The organism is Humibacter albus DSM 18994 (genome assembly GCF_000421825.1).
Classification (GTDB): Bacteria; Actinomycetota; Actinomycetes; order Actinomycetales; family Microbacteriaceae; genus Humibacter; species Humibacter albus.
In genome coordinates, this window is sequence record NZ_ATXT01000017.1 from 181101 (window position 1) to 197550 (window position 16450).

At 68.1% G+C, this 16450-nt stretch carries 12 protein-coding genes; 5 read left to right on the plus strand and 7 right to left on the minus strand.

The genetic code is table 11. The annotated features are described in order from the left end of the window. Positions 1-32 precede the first annotated feature (32 nt). Positions 33-1523, plus strand: coding sequence for a sensor histidine kinase (locus H623_RS0114270; RefSeq protein WP_022901604.1), 1491 nt, complete (start codon positions 33-35; stop codon positions 1521-1523). Positions 1524-1652: 129 nt separating this feature from the next. On the opposite strand, the gene H623_RS0114275 is transcribed toward H623_RS0114270, so the two are convergent. Continuing rightward, a complete protein-coding gene (locus H623_RS0114275; RefSeq protein WP_022901605.1) occupies positions 1653-1901 on the minus strand; it encodes a WhiB family transcriptional regulator in 249 nt (82 codons plus the stop codon). Between the two features lie 256 nt (positions 1902-2157). On the opposite strand from H623_RS0114275, the gene H623_RS20175 reads away from it, so the two are divergent. After that, positions 2158-2637: a hypothetical protein gene (locus tag H623_RS20175; RefSeq protein ID WP_022901606.1), complete on the plus strand. Its 480-nt coding sequence runs from the start codon at positions 2158-2160 to the stop codon at positions 2635-2637. An 18-nt stretch (positions 2638-2655) separates the two neighbouring features. Here the strand turns inward: H623_RS20175 and bcp are convergent, their stop codons facing one another. The 3 genes from bcp to aroA are packed head-to-tail and all read right to left on the minus strand — an operon-like array spanning position 2656 to position 5645. After that, positions 2656-3141 (minus strand): thioredoxin-dependent thiol peroxidase, encoded by a 486-nt coding sequence (bcp, locus tag H623_RS0114285; RefSeq protein ID WP_022901607.1) that lies wholly within the window; start codon positions 3139-3141, stop codon positions 2656-2658. Positions 3142-3190: 49 nt separating this feature from the next. Continuing rightward, entirely contained in the window at positions 3191-4255 is a 1065-nt protein-coding gene (gene rsgA, locus H623_RS0114290) for a ribosome small subunit-dependent GTPase A (protein ID WP_022901608.1), read from the minus strand. 16 nt (positions 4256-4271) lie between these two features. Next, entirely contained in the window at positions 4272-5645 is a 1374-nt protein-coding gene (aroA, locus tag H623_RS0114295) for a 3-phosphoshikimate 1-carboxyvinyltransferase (RefSeq protein ID WP_026940380.1), read from the minus strand. A gap of 187 nt (positions 5646-5832) precedes the next feature. On the opposite strand from aroA, the gene H623_RS20180 reads away from it, so the two are divergent. Together H623_RS20180 and H623_RS0114305 are read left to right on the plus strand one after the other, a co-directional pair. Further along, a complete protein-coding gene (locus H623_RS20180; RefSeq protein ID WP_157560994.1) occupies positions 5833-6492 on the plus strand; it encodes a sigma-70 family RNA polymerase sigma factor in 660 nt (219 codons plus the stop codon). Continuing rightward, positions 6489-6731: a zf-HC2 domain-containing protein gene (locus tag H623_RS0114305; protein WP_022901611.1), complete on the plus strand. Its 243-nt coding sequence runs from the start codon at positions 6489-6491 to the stop codon at positions 6729-6731. The genes H623_RS20180 and H623_RS0114305 overlap by 4 nt, the downstream gene beginning before the upstream one ends. A gap of 58 nt (positions 6732-6789) precedes the next feature. Here H623_RS0114305 and H623_RS20185 read toward each other — a convergent pair whose 3' ends face one another. Then, the gene (locus H623_RS20185; protein WP_022901612.1) at positions 6790-10470 is read right to left on the minus strand and encodes an alpha-L-fucosidase; all 3681 of its coding nucleotides are present in this window, start codon (positions 10468-10470) and stop codon (positions 6790-6792) included. Between the two features lie 320 nt (positions 10471-10790). Continuing rightward, positions 10791-14639, minus strand: a complete 3849-nt coding sequence (locus H623_RS0114315) for a multifunctional oxoglutarate decarboxylase/oxoglutarate dehydrogenase thiamine pyrophosphate-binding subunit/dihydrolipoyllysine-residue succinyltransferase subunit (protein ID WP_425402098.1) — start codon at positions 14637-14639, stop codon at positions 10791-10793. Between the two features lie 797 nt (positions 14640-15436). Between H623_RS0114315 and H623_RS20190 the strand changes: the two genes are divergently transcribed. After that, positions 15437-15637, plus strand: coding sequence for a hypothetical protein (locus H623_RS20190; RefSeq protein WP_022901614.1), 201 nt, complete (start codon positions 15437-15439; stop codon positions 15635-15637). A gap of 106 nt (positions 15638-15743) precedes the next feature. Here the strand turns inward: H623_RS20190 and H623_RS0114325 are convergent, their stop codons facing one another. Further along, a complete protein-coding gene (locus H623_RS0114325; RefSeq protein ID WP_022901615.1) occupies positions 15744-16340 on the minus strand; it encodes a uracil-DNA glycosylase family protein in 597 nt (198 codons plus the stop codon). Positions 16341-16450: the final 110 nt, after the last annotated feature.

Consider the following 16450-nt stretch of genomic DNA (forward strand, 5'->3'; position numbering starts at 1 on the left):
GAGCAGTGGCGGCGCGCTCTTAGACTGAAGCGATGTCCACGCTCAGTGATCTCGTCGTCGCGCACGGCCGTTCGACCTCCGAAGATATCGAGTGGCTGCACCTTCTGGTGGGCGATTGCCAGTTGCTGGCCGACCTCGCGTTCGCCGACATCGTGCTGTGGGTGCCCACCGACGACGGATTCATCGCCGTTGCGCATTCCCGGCCTTCGAGCGCGGCGACACTGTTCTACCGTGACTTCGTCGGGCAGCCGATCCGCGCGGAGTGGCGCGCACTGGCCACCGAGGCGTTCGACGCCGGGGCGATCGTGGACTCGCACGCACCCGATTGGTACGAAGAGATGCCGACTCGGGTACGGGCGGTCCCGGTGTTCCGACGAGTGTCGGCATCCAGTGCCGAGGTCGTCCCCACCCCGATCGCCGTGATCACCCGCCACACGAACCTGAGCGAGGCGCGCACGCCGAGCCGGCAGGAGCTCACGTTCAACGCGTGCGCCAACGACCTCTTCGGCATGATCGCCACCGGTGACTTTCCCGATCTGGGTGCGCCGTCGGGGCCGCGCAGGGGAGCGCCGCGGGCATCCGACGGTCTTCTTCGCCTCGACGTCGACGGCGTCACCACGTTCGCCAGCCCGAACGCGTTGTCTGCTTTCAATCGCATGGGCTTCTCCGAGGAGCTCGAGGGGGAGTCACTCGCCGAGGTGACGACGCGCCTGCTGATGGGCAACACGGTGGTCGACGAGTCGCTGCCGTTGGTGGTGACGGGCCGCGCACCCTGGCGCACCGATATCGAGGCGCGGGGGGTGACGGTGTCGCTGCGCACCATCCCGATCCGCACACACGGGGAGCGCACCGGGGCGATCGTGCTCTGTCGCGATGTCACGGAGATGCGCCACCAGGAGCAGGAACTCATCACGAAGGATGCCACGATCCGTGAGATCCACCATCGGGTGAAGAACAACCTCCAGACGGTGGCCTCGCTGCTGCGCATCCAGGCGCGGCGGACGCACTCCGAGGAGGCGCGGGAGGCGCTCGGACAGGCCATGCGACGCGTGGCCGCGATCGCGGTCGTGCACGACACGCTGTCGGAAGGGCTCGCGCAGATCGTCGACTTCGATGACGTGTTCGACCGCGTTCTTCTGCTCGTCGCCGAGGTCGCGAGCACGCACAACACGACGGTGCACCCGAAGTCGAGCGGAAGCTTCGGCGAACTGCCGAGCGAATACGCGACGCCGCTCGCGCTGGCACTCACCGAGCTCGTCACGAACGCCGTGGAGCACGGGCTGGCGGGACGCTCGGGTGAGGTCGAGATCATCGCGGACCGCTCGCCGGACACCCTCACCGTCAAGGTGAAGGACAACGGCTCCGGTCTGCCGGAGGGCAAGGTCGGCGACGGGCTCGGCACGCAGATCGTGCGCACGCTCATTCAGGGCGAGCTGAGCGGGACGATCGACTGGCACACGATGGTGGGCACCGGAACAGAGGTCACCATCGAGGTGCCGCTGCGCTACCTGCGCAAGGCCTGACGAGGTCGGTCGACCACGGCGGCAGAGCGGGACTCCGGCGCGACAACCGGCGATTCACGTCGCAGTCACGGGTGACGGGGCGCCGAGGACGCCCAGGTTCGCGAACCGAAGCCCGGGGAGGGCGAAAGCTCAGGAAGCGCGGCGCGCGCGGGCCGCGCGGCGCTTGAGCGCGCGACGCTCATCTTCGGAAAGACCGCCCCACACGCCCGAGTCCTGGCCGGTCTCGAGGGCGTACTGCAGGCAGGCCTCGGTCACGGTGCACCGGGCGCAGACGGCCTTGGCCTTCTCGATCTGCTCGACAGCCGGTCCCGTGTTGCCCACCGGGAAAAAGAGTTCCGGGTCGGCTGTCAGGCAGGCGGCTTTGTCGCGCCAATCCATGAGGGTGCTCCTTCAGTTGCATGCGTCACACGACGCCGGGCGTGACCGAGTGGTCGGAATCGGGTAAGCGCCAAGTCTCGGAGCCCTGATCGGGGGAATGGATGCCGGACGCACAAGATCACGGATCTTGCTTTGCGTTGGACGTGAGTTCCTCAGAAACGGACACCTGCCCACCGCCCTGTGAGCGTCAAACTCGACCTGGAAATGCTCGCATACTGGTAGTGCCAAATCAAGAGTTTTCGAATGGGATAACGCTGTGAACACAGACCGGGAACAGTCGTCTGCGACGGACGGGAGCCGGCCGCAGGCATCCTTTCCGGCTCTCCTCGGATGCCTCGTCGCGCTTCTTGCACTCGAATCGCTGACGCTCGTGGGCCTCGTGGTGTGGCTGATCGTCGAGGCGGTGTCGTCGGCCGCGGCCGACACCGCGAGCGGCATCGCGCTGCTCGTGATCGCCGCGCTCTGCGCCGTGTGGGTGTGCCTGACGACCGCCGCGGCGGCACGACGTCGCTCGTGGATGCGCGGCTCCAGCATCACGTGGCACCTGCTCGTGCTGGCGGTCGCGATCGGGTGCTTCACCGGAGTCACCGCGGTGCCGCAGGCGGGCTGGGTGCTTCTGCTCGTCGCCGTGCTGGGCATCGGCCTGGTGCTGGTCCCCTCCGTCACGCGAGCGACTGCCGCCGACGTGCAGCCGGTGGGGACCGACGAGGAGTCGGCGAAGCAGCAGAGGCGCTGAGCGGCGATACGGCGTTGTTCAGGCCGCCAAGCCGAGCTTCTTGCGCAGGGACGCGACGTGGCCCGTGGCCTTCACGTTGTACAGCGCGAGGCGCAGAGTGCCGTCCGCGTTGACGACGAAGGTGGAGCGAAGCACGCCGGTCATCAGCTTGCCGTAGAGCGACTTCTCGCCGTACGCGCCGTACAGCTTGTGCACCGCGAGATCCGGGTCGGAGAGCAGCGGGAAGTTGAGCCGGTCGCGCTCGCGAAACTTCGTCAGCGTCGCCGGGTCGTCCTTCGAGACGCCGAGCACCTGGAAGCCGGCGGATGCCAGTGAGTTGATGTTGTCGCGGAAGTCGCAGGCCTCCTTCGTGCAGCCGGGCGTCATCGCGGCGGGGTAGAAGTACACGATCACGTCGTGACCGGCGAAGTCGTGCAGCGACACCTCCTCGCCGTCCTGGTCGAGCAGGGTGAAGTCGGGTGCTGCGTCGCCCGTGGAGAGGCGGAAGGAAGCCGTATCGGTCATGCAGTCCACGCTAATGGGCTGGCCGCGGTCCAGCGGCCGGTGCCGATCGTCAGCCGAACGTGGCCAGCAGCCGCTGCAGCGAGTCGAGCCGCGCGTGGCCGCGTTCGCCGAGCTCGCCGGCGTCGACCGCTTCGACGATGGCGCAGTCGGGAGCATCCGGCAGATGCGTGCAGCCGCGCGGACAATTCTCGGCGATGGCGGCGAGGTCGGTGAACGATCGGAGGATGTTCGCCGGATCCACGTGCCCCAGTCCGAAAGACCGCACCCCTGGCGTGTCGATGATCCAGCCTCCGCCGTGCGGCGTGCGCAGCCGCAGCGAGACCGTCGACGACGACGTGTGGCGGCCACGCCCGGTCACCTCGTTCACGTGGCCGGTCGCGCGGTCCGCTCCGGGGACGAGTGCGTTCACGAGCGTCGACTTGCCCACGCCCGAGTGACCGACCGCGACCGTGTCGTGACCGGCCAGAGCGCGGGACAGGGCGTCGAGCGGGATGCCGGCCGCGGCGTCCGCAGACCCTCCTGCCGTCGTCGAGAGGAAGACCGGAAGGTCGAGTCCGGCGAAGTTCTCCAAGAACGGTGCGGGGTCGGCGAGATCGGTCTTCGTCACGCAGAGCAGCGGCGCGATGCCGGCATCGTAGGCGGCGACCAGGTAACGATCGACGAGCCGCGTACGAGGCTCTGGGTTCGCCGCCGCGACCACGATGAGCATCTGGTCGGCGTTGGCGACGATGATGCGCTCGACGGCATCCGTGTCGTCGGCGCTGCGGCGCAGCAGCGTGTGGCGATCACGGATGCGCACGATACGGGACAGCGTGCCCGTCTCACCGCTGGTGTCGCCGACGATGTCGACCCGGTCGCCGGTGACGACCGGCTGTTTGCGCAACTCGCGGGCACGGGCGGCGATGGCTTCGTGCTCGTCGGGCGAGTCCTCGTCGACGAGCACGGTGTAGCGACCCCGGTCCACACCGAGCACGCGAGCCTCGACGGCGTCGTCGTGCTCGGGCCGTTGCTTCGTGCGCGGCCGGTTGCCCTTCGGGTTCGGACGCACGCGCACCGACGACTCGTCGTACTCTTCGTACGGCTCGTCCTCGTCGTCGGTGTCCCACCAGCTCACCCGGCCGACACCCCTCTCAGCCCGCCGCTGTGCCGACGTCGCCGTCGAGCATCGTCCGCCAGAGCTGCGTGAACTGGGGAAGCGTCTTGTGCGTGGCCTCGACGTTCTCGATCTGCACGCCCGGCACCGCGAGGCCGATCAGGGCGCCGCTGGTGGACATGCGGTGATCGTCGTAGCTGTGCCAGAGCCCGCCGTGCAGCGGCTGCGGCATGATGCGCAGGCCGTCGTCGAGTTCATCGACCTCGCCGCCGAGTGCGCGGATCTCGGTGGCGAGCGCTGCCAGCCGGTCGGTCTCGTGGTTGCGGATGTGGCCGATGCCCGTGATGGTGCTGGGCGAGTCGGCGAGAGCCGCGAGAGCAGCGACCGTCGGGGCGAGCTCGCCGCCCCTGGTGAGGTCGAGGTCGGCACCGTGGATGCCGTCGCCTCCGCGCACGGTCAGCGAACCGTTCGCGCGCTCCACGGTGGCGCCGAAGGAGGGCAGGATGTCGGCGAGGTGAGCACCGACCTGTGTCGTGGCATCCGGCCAGCCGATGATGGTGACGCTGCCGCCCGTGACCAACGCGGCCGCGAGGAACGGCGCGGCGTTGGAGAGGTCGGGCTCGATGTCGAGGTCACGGCCCTCGATGGGGCCGGGCTGCACGTTCCAGGAGCCGGTCGCCGCCGACGAGACGGGCACTCCGCGTCGGCGCAACGCGTCGATCGTCATCTCGATGTGCGGCAGGCTGGGCAGTCGCTCCCCGACGTGCGTCAGCTGCAGCCCCTGGTCGAAACGGGCCGCCGACAGCAACAGGCCGGAGACGAACTGGCTGGACGCCGATGCGTCGATCTCGATCGCCCCTCCGGCCACGCTGCCCGTACCGTGCACGGTGAACGGAAGCCCACCGCGGCGGTCATCGTTCACATCGACGCCCAGTGCACGCAGCGCCGCGATGATGCCGCGCATCGGTCGGGAACGCGCGGAATCGTCAGCGTCGAAGGTGGTCGGACCGAGTGCGAGCGCAGCCACGGGCGGCACGAATCGCATCACCGTTCCGGCCTGGCCGCAGTCGATAGTGGTGCTCCCCGTGAGCTCTTCGGGGGGCGTGATGCGCCAGTCCGCTCCGAACGGGCCCGAGCCCTCCACGTTCTCGATGCGGGCTCCGAGCGCGCGCAGCGCGGCGACCATGTTCGCGCTGTCTTTGGAGTGCAGCGGTGCACGGAGCAGGGAGGGGGCATCCGCGAGCGCGGAGAGCACGAGCTCGCGGTTCGTGATCGACTTCGATCCCGGCAGGCTCAGGCTGGCTCGCACCGGTTCCGTGGCGGTAGGCGCCGCCCACAATCGCTCCGGCTCATCGGGAGCTCGATCGCCGTATGGATCGAAGTCCGGAGAGGAATATTTCGAGATCAACATCGATTGACAACAGTACCGGCGCCGTGCGAATGGATGCCGATCACACGACACGAGAGGAGAGTGCGGCATGCCCGAGGCGCTGCTCGACGCACCTCTCGTTACTCCGCTCCTCCCGCTCCGGAGCCTGCGTGACGGGCATCCGTGGCACCAGGGGCGACGGGCGGCGGTCAGCCTAGACTGGGCCGTGATGTCGAATCCAACCGAGGAATCCTCCCCGAGCAAGGGCGACCTGTTCGAGGAGCAGGCGCTGCCCTTCATGGATCAGCTGTATGCGGCGGCGTTGCGCATGACGCGCAATCCGGCCGACGCGCAAGATCTCGTGCAGGAGACGTTCGTCAAGGCGTACGCGGCCTTCGGCCAGTTCAAGCAGGGCACGAACCTGAAGGCCTGGCTGTACCGCATTCTCACGAACACGTTCATCAACACGTACCGCAAGAAGCAGCGCGAGCCGTATCAGAACGCGATCGACGAGCTGGAGGACTGGCAGCTCGGCGGTGCGACCTCGACGACCTCGTCGACATCGCGGTCCGCCGAAGCAGAGGCGATCGATCATCTGCCGGACTCCGACGTGAAGAATGCGCTCCAGGGGATCCCCGAGGACTTTCGCCTCGCGGTCTACCTGGCCGATGTCGAAGGCTTCTCCTACCAGGAGATCGCCGACATCATGAAGACCCCGATCGGCACCGTGATGAGCCGTCTGCATCGTGGCAGGCGGTTGCTGCGGGAGCTGTTGACGGATTACGCGCGCGAGCGCGGTCTGAGTGCTGTGCGCAACAGCGACGCCGATCCCGAGACGGCGAGCACGAAGAAGACCCGCGCCGTGCAGAACACCGGGAGCACCAAATGAGCGACTGCGGTTGCACCAAGGCCAAGAAAGACCTGGAAGAGTATCTGCACAACGAGCTGCAGGCGGATGACGCTGCAGACATCCGCGAGCACCTCGAGAACTGCTCGGACTGCCAGAACGAGGTCCACGTCGGCGTCGTACTGACCGAAGTGGTGCAGCGCGCGTGCAAGGAGACGGCGCCCGAGGAGCTTCGGGTGCAGGTACTGGCCAAGCTGCGGAGCATCCAGGCCACGCACTGACGGGGCTTCGGTCCCGTGTCGCGGGTCGGACGGCGCCGCTTCGACGCGCGAGGCGTGCTCAGCGGGTCCGTGCCTTCCGGGCTCGGCGGCGCAGCACCAGTGCAGCCGCTCCCGCGATCAGGGCGATCAGCGCGAGAGCCAGAGGCGTCGCGAGGTTCGAGCCGGTCGTGGCGAGATCGCCGGCGGCGGCCGTCGCACCCCTTCCGGCGCCGGAGGCCCCGCCTTCTGCCGGCTCGGCGGCCGTGACGGTGAGGGAGGCGCTGGCGCTGGCGTCCCCCTGCGTCGCCACGACTTCATGCGCGCCGGCCGCGGTGTCTGCGGGGATGGTGGTCGTGATCGCGAGGTGACCGGCAGCATCCGTCGTTCCGGTGGCCAGCTGCACGGGGTCGGAGTGCAGTGTCAACGTCACGTCGCTGTTCGGCGAGAATCCGTCGAGCCTGGCGGTGATCCGGCCTCCAGCCGCGACGCTGGAGGCATCCAGCGCGATGGTCGGCGTGCTCACGCTCCCGGTGGGAAGGTCGATGACCCATCCCTGCTGCGCGAGCGGAGCCAGCACGACCGCGAGCGGGGTGCCGTCCATGTGCGGTGCCTCCTCGCCCCCGTAGGTGGTGACCGTGATCGGCTTCTGGTCGGTGCCGTAACCCCAGAACGGCGTGCTGGATGCCGCGCAGTCCGTTCCCGACTTCACGTGCACCGTCGCTCCCGGTGCGAGTTCCGTCTGACGGAACTGCTCCAGCGAGTTGAACGGGGTCTTCGCGCTGCTTCCGTCACCGGCGGTCGGTGCCGAGCAGTCGAGGTAGACGTCGCTCGCACGTCCCGGGTCGTCGGTGAGCGTCTGGTAGAGCGAGACGTTCGCCAGGGAGTAGACGCCCCGCGCCTTCGTGATCGAGACGCGGAACTTCTGGGCAGTGACGGCGGATCCGAGCGAGAGCGAACGGTAGACGCCGATCGTGCCCGCCTGCGCGATCGTCTTCCAGGCCCCGTCGACCTCTGCGTCGACGGTGAAGTGCTCGACGCTCTGACCGTGTGCGGAGGTGTCCTCACTCAGCGTGATCGTGTTGACCGTCCGCGCCGAGCCCAGGTCGATCGTGACCGAACTCGGGTCTGCGTCGGCGCTGGCCCATGAAGTGCGGCTGTTCCCGTCGGTGATTGCATTCGTCGTCGACCCGTCGGCGGTCGTGGCGGGAATGCCGAGGGCGTTGTCCTTCGTGTAGGTCTTGCGCAAGTCGGCGGCGAAACCGTCGATCGCCGTCACGCTGGAACCGGCGAAGGATCCATCGGTGGTGGGCGGCACGTTGAGCAGCATGATGCCGTTGTGGCCGGTGGAGACCTGGAAGCTGTTCAGCAACGACGATGGGCTCTTGGGCTGGTCGCCGGGATGTGCGAACCATCCGGCCGTGAGCTTCATGTCCGCCTCGGCCGGCCACCAGTGCAGCTTGTCGGCCTGGCCGGAGGTGACGGCGGCGATCAGCGAGTCGTCCGAGCCGAGCTCGCTGTCGGATGACGGGTTCACCGCCTTGATCAGGCCACCGTCGCCGGCATCCGAGATCGGCAGTACGCCCCACTCGTCGTCGCGGGCGACACCCTGCTCGTTGCCTACCCAGCGCACGTCGCGGCCGCCGACGGCGATGACGGCGTTCGGCTGAAGCTTGTGGATCAGGTCGTAGAAAGCGCCATAGTCGAAGATCTCGTCCTTCGTCGTGTTGCCCTGCGAGCCGTCGAACCACACCTCGTTGACGGTCCCGTACTCGGTCAGCACCTCGTAGAGCAGGTTCAGGAAGTACGCACCGTAGTCGGTCGCCTGGTAGCTGAAGGTGGGGATGGCCTTACCGGCGCGGTCATCGCCCGCGACGAGGGTCGGAATGGTGCGCTGCGTCGGCGTGCTGCCGTTGCCGTACACGCCGATGTTCTCTTCGTGGGAGTCCGCAGGGGAGAGATAGACCCCGACCTTCATGCCGTACTTCTTCGCGGCGTTCGTGAAGTCGCGCAGCACGTCACCCTTGCCGTCCTCCCACGGTGAGGACGCCACGCTGTAGTCGGTGTAGCGCGACGGGTAGAGAAGGAACCCGTCGTGGTGCTTGACCACGAGGATGGCCTGCCGGAAGCCGGCGTCCCGCAGCTGCTTGACCCAGGCATCCGCGTCGATCGGGCCCGTCGGGTCGAACCGTGCGGGATCCTCGGTGCCGTTGCCCCACTCCTGGTTGTAGAACGTGTTGATGCCGAAGTGCACGAACGCCGTCAGACGCAGTTCCTGCCAGCTCAGCTGCTGGTCGGTGGGCCGCACGAGCGTCGACTTCGCGAGGATGTTCGCGTCGCAGTCCGCGGACGTCACCGTGATGTAGTTCGCCGGGTCCAGCGTGATCGGGTCGCAGGTCTGCGACGTCAGGCTCTGATAGGTGAACGCGGATGCCTGGAAGTCGCCGTTCAGCACCGCGAACCTGGTCTTCTGCACGGTGCCGGAGAATCCGCGATCGGGGGCCTGTGAGGAGAACTCGTTGCCGATGCTGAGCGTGCCTGTGACAGCGCTGCTGCGCGTGGACTCAGCGGTGCCGGTGACGGTGGACAGCTCCTTGCCGTCGAGCCAGGCGATCACCCGCGTGGAATCGCTGCCCGGAACATAAGCGAGAGAGAGAATGTGCTGCTCACCCGATGTCGGGACCGCCGTGGTGGCGATGAAGTCCTTCCACGCACTGCCGATGTGAGCGCTGAACCCGTAGCGCAGCGATCCGTCCTGGTACCGCGCGAAGAGGTTGCCGCCCACGGCCACGAGTGTGGCGAGGCTTCCCTGATTCGCGGCCGGGGTGAACGCCGTCTCCACGACGAAGCCCGTGTCGAGCGATTCGTCGCCGAACACCGGGTCGGATGCCGTGAAGTCCAGCCCCTGCTTCCCGCCAGCCAGTGCCGCACCACTCGACGAGACCGATTCGGATCCTGTCCGCGAGGCGAGCGTTCCGTCAAGCGTCTCGTTCGGCGTGGCCGTGTACATCCCGTTCTTCACGACACCGCCGTACGAGACATCGAGCAGATCGGTCGTGACGGGTTTCGGCTGGAACTCGTAGGCGTTCGGCGAATATGCACCGGTTACGGCGGCCACACGCGCCTTCGAGACCGTCCCGACGAACCCGCGGTCGAGACCAGCCGGGTGCACGTCGTTGCCGATGCCGATGCGGTTCGCCACCGCGGCGTTGACGGCGGCCCTGGCCGAGGTCGACACGGTCGTGAGCTCGGTCCCGTCCAGACTCACGTGGAGTTCGGTGGACGTGTCGCCGGGCAGGTACTGCAGGGAGAGCACGTGGTCGGCGCCCACCGTGGGGTAGGTCGCCGTCGCCCGATGCTGGGTCCAGATGCCGTCGGAGACGGAGTCGAAGCCGTACTGCAGTTTGCCGGAGGAAGCGCGCACGAAGAAGTTGCCGTCGGCGGAGAACAGCGTCGCGAGGTCGGCGGGCGCCGCCGACGGAGCGAACTCGAGCTCCGCGAGGAAGCCCTGCGTCATCTCTGCCGAACCGAGGTCGAGCGAGTCGGGGGCGAAGTGCACGCCCTGCTCGCCGCCGGCGAGGGTGACACCGCCGCCCGCGACCTGGGCCTCGTCGCCCGTGACGGCGTTCAGCGCGCCGTGCATGATCTCACCGCCGGTCGTCGTGTAGGCACTCGTGCCGACGAACGATCCGGAGAAGCCGACGTTCAGGGCATCGGAGTCGGCCGCCGCGGCAGGCGAGGCAGTGATTGTGAGCGCAAACATCGAGACGCAGGCTACTCCGGTGGCGATGCGGGCGAGGATACGTCGGGACGATTTCTCTCGGAACGGTGTGCTCACGCGGACTCCAGTGTCGATCGTGCGGCAAAGATCGGATGTTTGGGAAGTCTAGGAGCGAGCAGCGGGCTCGTCAAGAATGTTTTCCATAACACGGCGCTCTGACGTGACCGATACCGCTGGTCGCTTGTGTGCGGCGAGCCAGCCGTCGCTCGACAAGAGAGCAGCAGCGCGGCGAGACGGCGGCTGCGAGCCGCTGCTTCGCCGCGCTGCTGCTGTCTCGCGGGAAGGGCCTGGGAACGAGCCGTCTACAGTGCGACGGCCGCCTTGACCAGTTCGGTCTGCTCCTGCGCGTGCCGCTTCGCCGACCCCGTTGCCGGGGAAGCGGACGCGGCGCGGGAGAACACGCCGAGGGGCGGCAGTCCGTTCTTCACCGCCTGCAGCGACACATAGCTCCAGGCGCCCTGGTTCTCCGGCTCGTCCTGCAGCCAGAAGAACTCCGCGTTCGGGTACTGCGACAGCACCGACTTGAGTGCATCGCCCGGGAACGGGTAGTACTGCTCGACCCGCACCACGGCGACCCTGTCGTTCGGGTTCTTGTCGAGCTCCGCCTTGACGTCGTAATACACCTTGCCCGACGTCAGGATGACGCGGGCCACCGCGCTCTTGTCGAGCCCGCGGACGTCGTCGATCACCGTGTCGAAGGTGCCCGAGGTGAAGTCTGCGACGTCGCTGGCCGCGCCTCGCAGTCGCAGCATCGCCTTCGGGGTGAAGACGATCAGCGGCTTGCGCGGTCGCGAGTACGCCTGACGGCGCAGCAGGTGGAAGTACGAGGCCGGCGTGGAGGGACGGGCGACGGTCATGTTGTTCTCCGCGCACAGCTGGAGGAACCGTTCGATGCGAGCCGACGAGTGGTCGGGCCCCTGACCTTCGTAGCCGTGCGGCAGCAGCAGCACGAGTGACGAGCGCTGGCCCCACTTCTGCTCGGCCGACGAGATGAACTCGTCGATCACGGTCTGAGCGCCATTCGCGAAGTCGCCGAACTGCGCCTCCCAGAGCACGAGCGCGTCGGGGCGTTCGACCGAGTAGCCGTATTCGAAGCCCATGGCCGCGAACTCGCTGAGCAACGAGTCGTAGATCCAGAACCGACCCTGGTTGTCGCTCAGGTTCGCCAGCGGCAGCCACTCCTGGCCGTTGACGCGGTCGTGCAGCACCGCCTGGCGCTGCACGAACGTGCCGCGGCGGGAATCCTGTCCGACCAGGCGTACCGGCGTTCCCTCCAGCAAGAGGGAGCCGAGAGCGAGCAACTCGCCCATCGCCCAGTCGATGCCGCCGCTGCGTGTCATCTCGACGCGCTTGGTCAGCAGTTGCTGCAGCTTCGGGTGCACGGTGAAGCCGGCGGGCTTGTTATCGAACGCCTGGCCGATGGTCTGGATGACGGACTCGGTGACGCCGGTGGTCTCGAGGTCGCCGCTCGCGGCATCCTGCTGCGCATCCGGACGCTCGAGGTCGTTGATCGCGTCGGGGTCTCCGGAGACCACCGGGATGGAGCCGGTCTGCGCCGCGTGCGTCTCCGCGAACGCGCGCTCGAGGCGCTCCTGGAAGTCCTTGTGCGCCTCCTCGTACTCCTCCTCGGTGATGTCGCCGCGGCCGACGAGAGCCTCGGTGTACAGCCGACGCACGGAGCGCTTGGCCTCGATGAGGTTGTACATCAGCGGCTGCGTCATCGACGGGTCATCACCCTCGTTGTGACCGCGCCGGCGGTAGCAGATGATGTCGATGACGACATCCTTCTTGAACTCCTGGCGGAACTTGTACGCCAGTTCGGCGACGCGCACGACGGCCTCCGGGTCGTCGCCGTTCACGTGGAAGATGGGCGCCTGGATGGTCTTGGCGACGTCTGTCGCGTAGACCGAGGTGCGGCCCTCGCTGGGCGGCGTGGTGAAGCCGACCTGGTTGTTGATGTTGATGTGGATGGTGCCGCCGGTGCGATAGGCCCGCAGCTGCGACATCTGCATCGTCTCGACCACGACGCCCTGACCGGCCATCGCCGCGTCGCCGTGGATGAGGATCGGCAGTGTGAGGAACGTGCCTGCGGGGCGCCGGTCCTGCTTGGCGCGAACGATGCCCTCGAGCACGCCGTCGACCACCTCGAGGTGCGACGGGTTGGCTGCGAGGTACACCGCGATCTCCTCGCCGCCGAGGCCCGTGAACGTGCCCTCGGTTCCCAGGTGGTACTTGACATCGCCGGAGCCGCCGACCGTGCGCGGGTCCTGCGCGCCCTCGAACTCGCGGAAGATCTGGCCGTAGGTCTTGCCCGCGATGTTGGTCAGTACGTTGAGGCGGCCGCGGTGCGCCATGCCGATGGCGACCTCGTCGAGACCGTCTTGCGCGGCTTCCTGCAGCACCGAGTCGAGCAGGGCGATGGTCGACTCGCCGCCCTCGAGGCTGAACCGCTTCTGGCCGACGTACTTCGTCTGCAGGAACGTCTCGAACGCCTCGGCCTCGTTGAGCTTGCGCAGAATGCGCAGCTGCTCGTCGTGGGTCGGCTTCTCGTAGGGCACCTCGACGTGGTCCTGCACCCACTTGCGCTGGGCGGGGTCCTGGATGTGCATGTACTCGATGCCGATGGTGCGGCAGTACGAGTCGCGCAGCACGCCGAGGATGTCGCGCAGCGTCATCTGCCGGCGGCTGCCGCCGAACCGGCCGGTGACGAACTCGCGATCGAGATCCCAGAACGTGAGGCCGTGGCTGGAGATCTCCAGGTCGGGGTGCGTGCGCTGCTTGTACTCCAGGGGGTCGGTGTCGGCCATCAGGTGCCCGCGCACGCGGAACGCGTTGATCAGCTCTTGAACGCGGGCCGTCTTGTCGACGGCGCTGGCGAGGTCGACGCTGATGTCTTCGGCCCAGTGGATCGGGTCGTACGGGATGCGCAGCTCCGCGAAGATGTCTTCGTAGAAGTCGCGCTGGCCGAGCAGCAGCTCGTGCACGACCTTGAGGAACTCGCCCGAGCCCGCGCCCTGGATGACGCGGTGGTCGTACGTGCTCGTGAGCGTGATGGTCTTGCCGATGCCGAGCGTGACCAGCGTCTTGTTGCTGGCCCCCTGGAACTCGGCCGGGTACTCGAGCGCGCCGGCGCCGATGATGCACCCCTGGCCCTTCATGAGTCGCGGCACGGAGTGGACGGTGCCGATGCCGCCCGGGTTGGTGAGCGAGACGGTGGCGCCGCTGAAGTCGTCGGCGGTGAGCTTGTTCGCCCGCGCGCGCTTCACGAGATCCTCGTAGGCGGCGAGGTACTCGCCGAATGTCAAGGACTCCGCACGCTTGATGGCGGGAACGAGAAGCGCCCGGGAGCCGTCCGGCTTCGGGACGTCGATGGCGATGCCGAGGCCGACGTGCGCGGGAGCGATCACCGACGGCTTGCCGTCGACGACGTCGTAGTAGACGTTCTGGCTCGGGAACTGCTTGAGCGCCTGGATGAGCGCCCAGCCGATGATGTGCGTGAAGCTCACCTTGCCGCCACGGGTACGACGCAGGTGGTTGTTGATGACGATGCGGTTGTCGATCATCAGCTTGGCCGGAATGGTGCGCACGCTGGTCGCTGTCGGGACCGTGAGGCTGACATCCATGTTGCTGGCGAGAGCCTTGGCCATGCCGCGCAGCGGTTTCACGACCGGCTGCGGCTCCTCCTCGGCGGCTTCGCCGGACTTCACGACGGATTGCGGCGCGGTCACCGGCGCATCGGCAGGAACGGGAGCGGGGCGCGGTGCCACCGATGTGGTGCGCGCGACGGGCTGAGTCGAGGGCGACTCGGAGGACGGCACGACCGGCGAAGCCGGGGCGGCCGGCGCAGACGGTGCCGCCCCTGCTGCGGCCTGCGAGACCTGCGCGGTGCTGGCGGGAGCCGCTGTCGCGCCCGCTGCTGAGTTCGCGGGCGCGGAAGGCGCCGGTGCGGAAGGAGTCGGTGCGGAAGGAGTCGCCGCAGCACTCGCGGGTTCGGACGGCGCGGCAGGAGCCGCATCCGCCGCCGATGCAGCGGCAGAGGCGTCCGTCACGGGCGCCGCGGGCGTCTTCGCCTTGCCGGGCGTGTAGGCCTCGAGGATGGGCCACCACGACTTGTCGACCGAATTCTTGTCGGCGATGTACTGCTCGTACATCTCGTCCACGAGCCACTCATTGGCTCCGAACTCTCCCGACGCTCCTTCGTCTGTTCCAACACCGGTCAACTGGCTCGACACAGCCGTTCGCCCACTCTCTTCGTTGATTGTCACAAGCACCGGATGCGGTCACTTCAGGGCACAGGTGACAGCCGTTCCGGCCAAGAGGAAAGCCTAATCGAATCGACACGACGCTGCCCGCGGAGCACCTGAGCGCAGGCACCCGGCGAGGCGGCTGGATGCCGGTGGTCGCCCGCTCTCGTCGCGCCCGTCCGCGGATCGGTGGCGCCGATCCACAGGTCGCGGGCGCCCGCACCCTGTGCGGGCGCGTCGACGGCGGCTCTGTCACGGTACGGTCACGATCCGCCGAGTTCCCGCTCGGGCAGCGGGGCTCTTCCCCCACCGGCAACGCGGCAGCGTCTCCCCAGGCACTATTTCAGGTCATACGGTGCCACATCGATATACCTGCGGCCTGATCGGATATGTCCTGAGTTAGAGACGGCCGAGACCGAGTCACAGACGGCCAGAGGTACTGGGGAGCCGGCACGATGATGCGCAGCGTGCCGGCCACACCGGTGCGTCGCGTGTCGGTGCGTCGCGCCGGCGTCGGGCCGGCACGGCCGGTACTGCGCCAGCACAGCCGGTACCGCCGCGACACAATGGACGCGAGACGAGGAGGCGCGGCGATGGTGGGGGAGACGGAACGGGAATCTGCCCGATCTGATGCTGCCGGACCTGATGCTGCCCGATCTGATGCTGCCGGACCTGATGCTGCCGGACCTGATGCTGCCGGAGCCATGACGGTCGGGTCCGATGCCGCCGGCGTCGAGGACGGTGCGCGTGCGACCGACGCGGGCGGGGCATCCCGCCTCGAGCCGGTGTTCGAGTCCGTCGGGGACTCCGTGTGCTGGCTCGAGCGCGTCTGCCCGGACTGCGGCGCCCTGATCGAGGAGCGGCTGCCGGCATCCTGCTGGCGTTGCGGCGCCACCGTCGGCTGAACAGCCGGGCAGCTCGGTGGGTCGGCTCCGCCGTGCGGTTCAGCTGACCAGAGCCGTAGACCGGACGAGGCCCACATCCGAGCCGCGGCCGGGTCAGTGGTGCGGCTCAGTCGGCCAGCGCCGCCGCGACCAGGGCGCGCAACTCGGGCACGAGCTCGCCTTCGAACCACGGGTTCTTGGCGCGCCAGCCGATCGTGAGCGGTGAGGGATGCACGATCGGCACGACGACGGGAGCGTTGTCGCGCCACGATCGCACGGTCTCCGTGACGGAGAGGGAGCCCTTCGGCGGCTTCGGCAGGTAGTACTTCTGCGCGTGCGCTCCCGCGAGGATGGTCAGCCGCACGTTCGGCAGCAGCTCGAGGAGCGGCGGATGCCAGCGATCGGCGAACGCACGTCGCGGTGGGGCGTCGCCCGAGCCCGATTTTCCGGGGAAGTAGAAGTCCATCGGAACGATCGCGAAGGCATCCGGATCGTGGAAGCGAGCCCGGTCGACACCGAGCCAGCCCAGGAGGGTGTCACCGCTCGGATCGTTCCACGGGATGCCGGTCTCCTGCGCCCGTCGCCCGGGTGCCTGCCCGACAAGCAGAATGCGTGAGGCGGGCGAGGCGGCGAAGACCGGCTCCCAGCCCAGAGCAGTGAAGTGCGCGTTATCGTCGTCGCCCATGATCGCGTCGCGCAGAGCGATGATCCCCTCGCCGACCACCGCGGGCGGCAGGGACGGAACTGGCGGGGACGGGACTCGCGGCGACAGGGCTTGCGGTGACGCGACTCGCGGCGACAGGACTCGCGGCGACAGGACTGGCAGTGACGGGA